Source organism: Vibrio sp. ER1A (genome assembly GCF_000733315.1).
In the GTDB taxonomy this organism is placed as follows: domain Bacteria; phylum Pseudomonadota; class Gammaproteobacteria; order Enterobacterales; family Vibrionaceae; genus Vibrio; species Vibrio mediterranei.
This window is the reverse complement of record NZ_JPJA01000100.1, coordinates 24,299-33,613: the sequence shown is the minus strand read 5'-3', so window position 1 is coordinate 33,613 and position 9,315 is coordinate 24,299. Positions and strand designations below refer to the sequence as shown.

The window sequence follows — 9,315 nt, the reverse complement described above, 5'->3', positions numbered from 1 at the left end:
GCGCCTGCAGCCGATTTTAGGGGGCTAATGGAAAGCATCGATCTTTTCCTTATGCAACGCAAATTGCCGCTGGCAGCAAAGCTGAGCGGTGTGTAGTGGTTAGAGAAGGGAAGTTAAGAGGAATTAAAAAGCCTTGCTCTTGCAAGGCTTGTGGTTGGTTATGTGTTTTTCTCACTATTGTCTGATGAAGTATGTGGTGAGTCATTTTTCTGCTAGTGACAGTTATTCAATCATCTCTCCGGACTCCTGCTCTTGGGAAATCGCCGCTTCATCGATGTTACGCTGCGCTTCTTGGTCTTGCTCATGAGCATGTTGATGGGCTTTGTTCTCTTCACGCATCTGCGTCACCGTGTCACTTTTTAGCGCGTTTTTCATCGGCTTAGTCTCGGCGTGCATCTGCTCGTCATTCTCAAACTGTGACTCCTGCACCTTGATTAATGCTTGGCGCTCTTCAGTACTGAGGTGTTGAGTGGGCGCGACGCATTCGTGATATATCGCTTGCTCATAGGCGGTGTTCATGGCGGCAGAGAAGACAATGTCGCGCTTATTAAAGGGCGCGCAGATATCGCGCATCTTATCAAAGTGCAAATCCAGCTTCGTGATAAGACTGACGCCAGGTGTGCGCAGGTAGCATTGCAGGTCATCCAGTGCTTGAATTTCACTGGCAGAGACCACGGGACGCGTAATGGTTTGGTGACCTAAAGACACCCCATCACGTAAGGTGTTGGCGCCATAGGAGATGTTCTCTTTGGATATATCGACCTCTTGCTCCCCAAGGTCTTTTGAGGAGATACGTGCCATCGGCTCTGATGGCGCACGGAAGAAAAATCGTGTATTGAGCAGGTCAAACATTTCATCGGCGGCGTTCTTACCGTAGGTTTTGACGAGTTGCGCATAAGACTGGATACCAATCAGATAACAGCCCCCAAACTTTCTTACTTCAGAAATGATGGTGCCCAGCTCAGGGAGTTTATGCAGACTGGGCATTTCATCCATGATTACCCAGATACGGCGACTTTCATCAGGCTTCATCCCTAATATGGCATTGGAAGCAATGGCCAGCCAAGTGGAAATCAGCGGTCGCAGGGAAGCGTGTTGCTGCGCATTACTGGATAAAAACAAACAGCCTCGCTGCTTATCGTCTTGCACCCAATCGGTGATAGAAAAGCGCTGTTTGAGCGCATCGGGTCGGTTTGGGCTATCCAATCCATCAAGAAAGCGTAAGCTTTTAATGTAGGTGGCGAGTACCGACTTAATGGAGATGGCGGTCTTTTTAATGTCCCCAGAGACGAGGGAGGTCGCTTCTGTGCCTTTCAAGAAACTCCCTAACGCTTCCAACTCTGAGGTCAGGATTAAGCTGAGCAGTCTAGCGGTGGTTTTTGGTTGGTCATCTTGACTCATTCGGTACGCGGATGAAGAGAAGATGGTGCGAGCGGAATCGACCCAAAACGGGTCACCTTCGCCATGTTGAGGGATAAGCGCGGCGGCCATGTTCTCAAAGTCAGGCGCATCCTTGGCGTCACACCAGATATCCCAATGAGCGCAGCGGTCATCAAAGGGGTTCAAAATCACATCGGTGTCAGGGTTGTAGAACTTACTGACAAAGGTGCAGCCTTTATCGTAGACGATGGCTTTGTCGCCTCGCCCCCGTATCCAGCGAAGCAGTTTGCGTATCATGACGGATTTCCCTGCGCCTGTGGTGCCATCAATGAGCAGGTGCTGCACTTCAAAGTGCTGTTTGCTGAGTGCGTGGCCATCAATCTTAAAGCTCGATATCGAGCCATTGCCATAGCCACGTTTTTTGTTGACCTTAGCGCGCTTGATGAGCGTTTGGGTTATCGCTTTCGGCTCGGCCAACTGAAAGCCACGAATGTGTTTGTCTTCACTTTGCTTTTGACCTTGTCGGTTAAAGAAATGCATGATGGTCCAACCCACCAAACAGACGCTAAAGAAGGCGGCCACAAAGGCGAGCTGCGCTATCATGGCGAAGTGCGCCCAATCGTTGTAGAGCATGGTGTTATTGGCAAAATTAACGATGGTGTTTTTGTAGGTGGTGCCGTGATAAATCATGGTGGACGTGGCACTGTCAGCAGGATGAAACAACATCAGGAGTTGGAACTTGAGATAGAAAAAGGCGTTCAGCAAGGTGTCCGTGCTGGTTGCTAGCCAGGTGTACAGCAACGTCAATACGAACGCGAGGAACATCGCGAGTTTGACCACCCAGCCTTGGATTTGAAAGAACATACGTAAGTTATGAAAGACAATTTGTCCTCCACGAGTGGTGTAATTGGTGTTGGCCATCGGCTTGAGTCCTTAATGGTAAGTCATTGAACATAGGTCAAGTGATAAACGTGACGTCAGAGTACGCCTTCTTGGGAGGGGTGTGGTGTCACTTGACATAAGGATGTGTTAGGGTGTGCGCGCTGTAGCCGTGCTTTGATTGAGTAAGAGGTGTCATCACCTACTTTTGATGTGCTTGGCTTGTCGTATCAAACGGCTACAGCCTTGTCATACCAAAGTTTATTCGATGAAATTTTTTTCTATGGTTTCATTCAGATAGGGTCGGTAAGCTATAAGTGCGCTGTAGCTCGACTCGACACGTTTTCTCGGTGGCAATCTTCATTCTGTTATAGGTATGATCATGGTCATGAACAAGGACGTTGTGTAACAGGATGAGAGTTGGCTACAGCGTCATTGCTTGAAGCGGTGTTCTTGCTTTTGTGGTCAGCGTGACCCGGTTAATGTGACCCAGTCAACGTGACCCGGTCAATCTATCCAGATATTGATGCTTTGTTACACTCTCCATCGTTCGGTCAAGCTATCGATAGGATTGGCCCGTTTATTGGTGGTATCTGATTGATGTCGTTCATCAAATGGCGGTTATCCCCCGTTTGGTTGGATATCCGGTGGGTAACTTACCTTTTGCTGAGAGCTTGCACCAGTTTTAGGTGTTCGGTGGCAGTCAAAGGGTCTGGCACGTCTACAATGGTGAGTTGCAGTAGTGCTTTGGCTTGCGTTTGGTTGATGTGCAAGTATTGCTGTACGTTATAGAACAATTTGGAAAAGCTGGGATTATTCAATACTAGGGGCTTTTTGCCTTTGACGCGAAGTTCGACACGTTCAATAACATAATCGTCTTCGCCATCTTCTAAGCAAACCCAGTCGTCTGTGTGATGATTTGTCATAATATGGTGTTTTCTTGTAAAAACTATTCTCTATATGGCTGAGGCTTTATTACTTTATATTAACAGAGGTGATGATGCTTAGACTCCATCATCACCTTTCCGACATTCTATAGCTCCCTGAGCTAACTACAACGTTATTATTGATAATGCTACTTTACCGAAAGTCACCCCAACATGGCTTTCGGCTTTTTTTGAGTTATTGTGTTTAATTCACTTTGTTGCATAATGAGGAGGGGATTATTGTCTGCTCCTTGTTTTTCAGAATTATAACAATAAAGGACTCATTGAGTCCGACCACCCAAATTTTCGAGAGTGTCATGTCAGGTGGCCTCTCGTTTTTTTTATTTCTCAGACAAGGTTAATGGTTTTCCATCTTCTCCAAGAACCGCATGGGCTAGGCGCTGTCCGACCAAGCGCATAGCTAGTGACGGTGAGACCGCTTTTTGGTCTCCTTTTAGCGCTTGAAATCGACCTTCCCAGGCGTTGTCGATGTATCGACCATCCTGAGTGAACTGAATGATGATTTTTTGCATGTCTTGTTTCCTTCTATCAGGCTAAGGTCAAAACGGTGACCTCATAGTAAGCGTAGTCGTCTTGACTACGCTCGGCGGCTTAGCAAGCTTAGTGTTCAAATTTGAAAGGTAGACGAAGCTTACTTCTCTTTAAAGGATTGTTTCACCTGTGCAATGGCCTGTTTGATTTGCACAGGGTCGGCCCCAAATATCACATGAATATTGTCAGCCGTAGGGTGCTGGGTTGGCATCACAATCAGAGCAGGCGTCCCTCTAAAGCCTAGCGTTTGGAATAACGTCATGGTGTGATTGACTTCATTGTCAGACAGCGTTAAGTCATCGACTGAGAGTGATAAGTCAGCCAGCGCAGTATGAATGTCCTGTTTGGTCAAGTGCCCTTCGTTATGTCCAGTGGCAAAGAGCGCACGATGGTAGTTATCATAGGCGTGCATGCCTTTTGCTTCATAGACAGCGTTGCCGACTTTTGCTGCGAGCGTACTCACAGGCCAGCGGCTGCCAAATATCGGAGTTTCATGGAAGATAAACTGCAGCTGGTCGTCTTGGCTGAGGTCATTGATAACTGGCGCCAGTTTGGAGCAGAAAATGCATTGATAATCGAAGAACTCCACGACAGTGACAGGAGCGTCTGAATGCTTAGCTACTACGATGCCTTGTTTAACGGCATTGAGCTGGTCAAGCACCAACTCTGAGGCTTGGGTCTTCTGTATAGTCTCTTGCTGAGCTTGGTAAGCGTTGGCCATTTGTTGCAAAAATTCAGGGTGAGCCAGGAGATCAGCTTTGGTGTCTTTGATGGTTTTACTTTCAAATTTGGGCATCATAACAGTTTGTACGTACATGAGGCTTAATCCCGCACCTAATAAGGCACAGAGAAGAAAAGCAAGAAGAAAAGAAATAAATGATTTCATTAGCATGACTCTTAAAATAATTCCCCCAAACTTAAGGGGATGGGTGCGAGTGAGATGACGAGTAAACACGACGGGCCTTTTTTTGTGTTGTTGACACAGCACATAGAGCATACTCAGGACGTACTGCGTCAGCGAAATGAAGACCGTTAAAACAAGTGAATGCCGCCAGAAGAAGAGGTCGGGTAATTCACATGAGACACTTTACCAGCCGCATCAAATTTCACGGTCATGGTATTCCAGCGATTGGTCCAATAGACCCAAGTCCGGCTTGCCATTGGTTTTGGCGTTCTAAAGACAGGTGGGTAACCCATAGCCTGTATAACGGCGGCTTTTGTCATGCCGATTTCTGCTTCTCCATCACTGATGCCTTGCTTGTCAATGTCGCTGAGCGTACTGGAGAGCGGAGCGCATGTCGTGCCAAAATATTTTTGAATGTTCTGAGTAAAATCAGGTGTGCGTTTATGCCAGTAATAGCGATAGGTTTGGCCTGTGTCTTTGACGGTGAACTCCATGAGTTTTGTGGTGGCGGAGAGCACATCGACTTCAGTACAGCGAGGGATGAAACCGCCTTGCTGATAATTTAAGGAGTAGAGTTTTGCGCGCGTTCCATCAGGGTGTAAGTTCACTAAGGTATACACAGGTTTGTTGGTGTCTACCAAATGATTATGTTGTGTATCTTGTACATCAAGCGTTGAGGCGCAGCCTGCTAAGGCAAGGACAACACTGAGAACGGTTAGTTTTATTTTCATTGTGTCTATCTTCCTTTTATTTTTTAAGTTGTAGAGTCAATTCCACCTTCATCAAGAAAGCGGCTTTACTCTATTAAGAAGAGAGGAGGAGGTATTCAACTACAATCATAGGTTGCAATATTGACCTAATAGTATGTTGTGTCGATTACGTATAGGTGATGACCTTATTATGGAGTTTGTCTAGACTTAAAACCTCAGCGTGATTGATAAATGAGGATGAACACCGTCACGCCAAGAGGTGGCAACGGTGTGTTTGGATGTTCATTAATGGAAAGCAGCAGGGATAAAGGGGATATCTTTTGGGGTAATGCCGCTTAGAGGTGTTGGTATGGAGAGTAAAGCTGTAGGGGCAAAGTCGGAGAAATCTTTGCCCCATAAGGTTAGAACTGATCGGCAGCCGATTTGCCTTTAGGGTGATAGTATGGGGTTAAATCGTAGCGCGTGGTTTTGAGATAGTCTTTGTCAGATAACATAACGAAGAAAAACTTATCATCTTCTTTATCCCATTTGGTAACAAATGCGTTGGTAGTGGGATAAACATAACGCATGTAGCCATCTTGTAGTGGTGGATATTCGAACATATGAGGAGCCCCATACTTATAAATCAAGTGGCGGCCTACTTCCACTAGTCGTGAGTTTATATCACGAGTGGGGGAAGCAAAATCAACCAGTATAAATTTTACGACGCCATTATCGTCGGTACGTACTTCAAAGTATTGAACGCCGCTGTCTCGAATGTCCACCGTGTAGGCGTGTTCAACGCTTTCCGGTAAGTCTTGACATTGGTAACCTAAACTTACCTTTTTACGATGAACACAGACGTGAGGGGCAGGGTTATGTATCGCGTCACGGGCAACAATGGGCGTAACCTGATGCGTTTGTTTAATTTCATCCAACGTAGTGGTGTTAATGCGTATTCCAAAGGCGGCAGGCTCTGCGTGCGCCAGTTGAGCGAACGTGAGCAGTAACAAAGATAACCAGACTTTCATAACCCAAGTACTCCGTGTTCAAATAACCATCAATTATACCTGATCATTTATACAGACTCTAGTCAAAAAGTTCGTTTTTTAGGGACTTAACACTGTCTTTGACGCTCTCCTTCATCTCATGCAGTTCTTCTCCTAATACGTCGAGTCCGTCACCTCGATTGGCCACCGTTTTATCAGTGTTTTCTTCTACGTGGTGACCGCGACGCACACTGGTGTTTTTCACGTGTTCGGTGCGAGAAGCGACGTCGTGATCTACTTGGTTTACGGTGTTTTGACGCTCCTTATCGTCATACAACGGTGTTGAGGTGGAGGAGAGATCTTGTCCTGTTTGATGATGTGCCTTCAGTGTTGTTTGACCCTGCGCCGTCACGGTCTCCATATCATTTGCCCCTGCGTCGGTGACACTGTTCATGGTTTGTCCTTGAGCGCTATCTATTTGCTCTGGGGTAAGTGCGTTTATTTTATTGTTGATGTCTTTTTCAGTTTGTTGAGAAACATATAGACTTGCCATTGCTTGTCGTAAATCCTGTTTGTCATTACTAGTCATCACATCATCAAATGGTTCATAACCATACAATGAAGGGTTTTCTTTCGCCCATTTTTGGAAGCCCATAGACAAGTCTTGATTGAAGCCCGCACTGTCGGATTTTGATTGCTCGTACAATAGGCTTGCGGCTTGCTCGCGATTGACTGCGGCGCTGAGCTGCTTACTGTGGCTGGCGACATTGCTCAGGCTATCTTGGTAAGCCTGTTCACTTTGTGCTGCTTTGCTGTGATTATCACCTGCTGTGTGAGTTTTTGAGGCCGATTCCAGTCGGTCCATAGCATGGTTAAAGGCTGTGGATTTAGAGTCTGAATCGGTACGGGTTTCCCCGTCTGTGTAGGTATGAGTTGCTCCCGTGCTGGCGCTGCCTTCAATACCCGCGCTCAGACTGCCTCCCACAATGCTGTCTTTCCCTCCACCAATATGACCACTGACGCCCATTCTGCCTGCCAGTAATGTGCTGTAGGCGTCACTGTCACTCATATTATGGCTTTGCGCGTAGTCATGGGTGGCGCGATACACTTCATCCAATGCGGCTCGGTCTGAGGTTTGCTCGTTTTGGCTATAGCCGTTGCCGTAGTTCTCTTGACTGGCGAGAGTCTGGCGAGACGCTTGGAGCTGATTCCAAGAATCACTGGCAGCGGTTTGCCAACTGGTTTGTTCGGTCTGCGTGGCTCTGGCGGATTGAGTGGCCGCCGTCTTCAATGAAGCAGAGCGCTGTTCGCCTAAATGGATATTGGTGTCGGTGGTTGAACGGCTCCCTCGGGTGTCATAGACATTGCCACTGCCCGTCAGGTGTTTCATTGACCCATTATCGAGTTGTTGGCTGGCCATGCTGTGGTTATCCAAATAGTTAGTGTCGTGTTTATTGGCATGGGTGTTGTCGTAGCTGTGCACGTTTTCACTGGTGTTACCCAAACTGATGTTACCCGTGGCAATCTCTTTGGAGACTTGTCCGCCCACCGAGTTCATCATGCCCGCAAACTGCATGGCGGCGCTGCCCATGATGGACGCGCCCCCTTTGACTAGAAACGGGGTAATGATGGGGGTGAGCATCATCAGCCAACCGGCAATAGAGCTCATTTCCAAATTGGTTTTATGCAGCTCAGCCAGATTGTAATAGGTGACCCCACCGTCGGCGTTGGTGATGCTTTTCATCATCGCACTGCCAAAGGCATGGCTGATAAAGTTGATGAAGGTGAACACAATCGGCCAACTGGCGACATTAAGGTAGCCCATCAAGGTGTTGCTGAGCACTTTTAAGCTCATGTTCGGCAGCATGGCGAGCGCGGCAACAATGGGAGAGGCGCACATAATCAGCAGCAAAATCACCGTTTGCAGCATAGGAATGCGCTTTTGTGCCCAGAGTCCCGTGGAGGCCATAAACGCATTGGACTGGATTTCGGTTTGCGCGGCCATCAGACGAATGGCAGTCGCGTCCGCACCGACCGCATCACTGGCATCAATCAATCCGGTGAGCGTTGAGTTGGTCACCATGGCCTGTAAGATGGTTTGTCTGGCGTTTTGAGAAACATCAATCAAGGCGTGATTGGCGTTGTCCATGGCGGTCATCATCAGTGCACTTTGTTTGGCGGTGTTGGCCCCATCAGCCCCAAGCAGGCGTTTTAAGTAGTTCGGCTGGTTGGTGGCCTCTTGTTTAAAGAGCGAGGTAATCACTGGCAGCGCTTCTTTACAGGTGGGGAACCGGCCGCTTTCTGCGCTGTAGTGGCTGGCATGCCCAGGGTCAAGAATGCGTCTCAGTGGTGAGGGGCTATGGTTTTTTAAAAACGTCAGCATGTCTGGCGAGCTGAACAACTCCTCATAGGTGTACTTGTTATTGATGGCAACATCTTGGCGAATGCAGTTCGTGAGGTATTGCTGCCAGAGATGTTGCAGTTGAGGGTTGTGAATTTTGGCGGTGAGGTTTTTACGTACTAACGTGGCGCCATAGAGCATCCCTGTCTTGCTGTACTGCTCATCCTCGTTGGTATGAAATATCCCATTGATGCTATCGGTGATACCAAACATATAGAGTGTGGCAAAGTGTGCCGGAAAGGCGAGTATCATCGGCACGTTCCCCACGGTCGTCACATGCAAAGGATTGCTGGCATCAATGATTTGAATGTCTTCGGTGGATTTAATCAGTAAGGTGGGCACGAGCACCGTGACCGCGCACCAAGTGATAATCGCTTTGGGGGAGTGCGTGCCAATAAACTGCATAACGGTAAGGGGGACGCTAATTAAAGCGACCATACTTAAAATCGTGGTCATGTCTTTGCTTTTGACAAACATGGCCACGGCATTAAACACTTCTCTGACGATTTCGCCAGCGTAGAAGACGTGAACGGTTAACATAGGAAGAGCGCTCCTAGTAAAGATAAAGTAAAGGAAAGACCGACAATAAGCGGTG

The 9,315-nt window shown here is 47.6% G+C and carries 7 protein-coding genes; all 7 read right to left on the bottom strand.

Features of this window, described 5'->3' with window-relative positions:
* Positions 1–222 precede the first annotated feature (222 nt).
* A complete protein-coding gene (gene traD, locus HW45_RS27655) occupies positions 223–2,301 on the bottom strand; it encodes a type IV conjugative transfer system coupling protein TraD (protein ID WP_038231337.1) in 2,079 nt (692 codons plus the stop codon).
* 614 nt (positions 2,302–2,915) lie between these two features.
* On the bottom strand, positions 2,916–3,185 hold the full coding sequence (locus tag HW45_RS27650; protein ID WP_038231335.1) for a hypothetical protein: 270 nt from the start codon (positions 3,183–3,185) through the stop codon (positions 2,916–2,918).
* Between the two features lie 341 nt (positions 3,186–3,526).
* Positions 3,527–3,718 (bottom strand): hypothetical protein, encoded by a 192-nt coding sequence (locus HW45_RS27645; RefSeq protein WP_038231333.1) that lies wholly within the window; start codon positions 3,716–3,718, stop codon positions 3,527–3,529.
* A 119-nt stretch (positions 3,719–3,837) separates the two neighbouring features.
* Positions 3,838–4,623: a DsbA family protein gene (locus HW45_RS27640; RefSeq protein WP_051868464.1), complete on the bottom strand. Its 786-nt coding sequence runs from the start codon at positions 4,621–4,623 to the stop codon at positions 3,838–3,840.
* Between the two features lie 146 nt (positions 4,624–4,769).
* Entirely contained in the window at positions 4,770–5,372 is a 603-nt protein-coding gene (locus HW45_RS27635) for a hypothetical protein (RefSeq protein ID WP_051868461.1), read from the bottom strand.
* A 380-nt stretch (positions 5,373–5,752) separates the two neighbouring features.
* Positions 5,753–6,361: a hypothetical protein gene (locus HW45_RS27630; RefSeq protein WP_038231331.1), complete on the bottom strand. Its 609-nt coding sequence runs from the start codon at positions 6,359–6,361 to the stop codon at positions 5,753–5,755.
* A 58-nt stretch (positions 6,362–6,419) separates the two neighbouring features.
* Complete coding sequence (locus tag HW45_RS27625) at positions 6,420–9,260, bottom strand: conjugal transfer protein TraG N-terminal domain-containing protein (RefSeq protein ID WP_038231330.1); 2,841 nt, start codon at positions 9,258–9,260, stop codon at positions 6,420–6,422.
* Between the last annotated feature and the right edge of the window lie 55 nt (positions 9,261–9,315).

Bases quoted from the DNA above. Each gene is read 5' to 3' on its own strand.
- traD (WP_038231337.1), bottom strand. From the start codon at position 2,301: ATGGCCAACACCAATTACACCACTCGTGGAGGACAAATTGTCTTTCAT.
- HW45_RS27650 (WP_038231335.1), bottom strand. From the start codon at position 3,185: ATGACAAATCATCACACAGACGACTGGGTTTGCTTAGAAGATGGCGAA.
- HW45_RS27645 (WP_038231333.1), bottom strand. From the start codon at position 3,718: ATGCAAAAAATCATCATTCAGTTCACTCAGGATGGTCGATACATCGAC.
- HW45_RS27640 (WP_051868464.1), bottom strand. From the start codon at position 4,623: ATGAAATCATTTATTTCTTTTCTTCTTGCTTTTCTTCTCTGTGCCTTA.
- HW45_RS27635 (WP_051868461.1), bottom strand. From the start codon at position 5,372: ATGAAAATAAAACTAACCGTTCTCAGTGTTGTCCTTGCCTTAGCAGGC.
- HW45_RS27630 (WP_038231331.1), bottom strand. From the start codon at position 6,361: ATGAAAGTCTGGTTATCTTTGTTACTGCTCACGTTCGCTCAACTGGCG.
- HW45_RS27625 (WP_038231330.1), bottom strand. From the start codon at position 9,260: ATGTTAACCGTTCACGTCTTCTACGCTGGCGAAATCGTCAGAGAAGTG.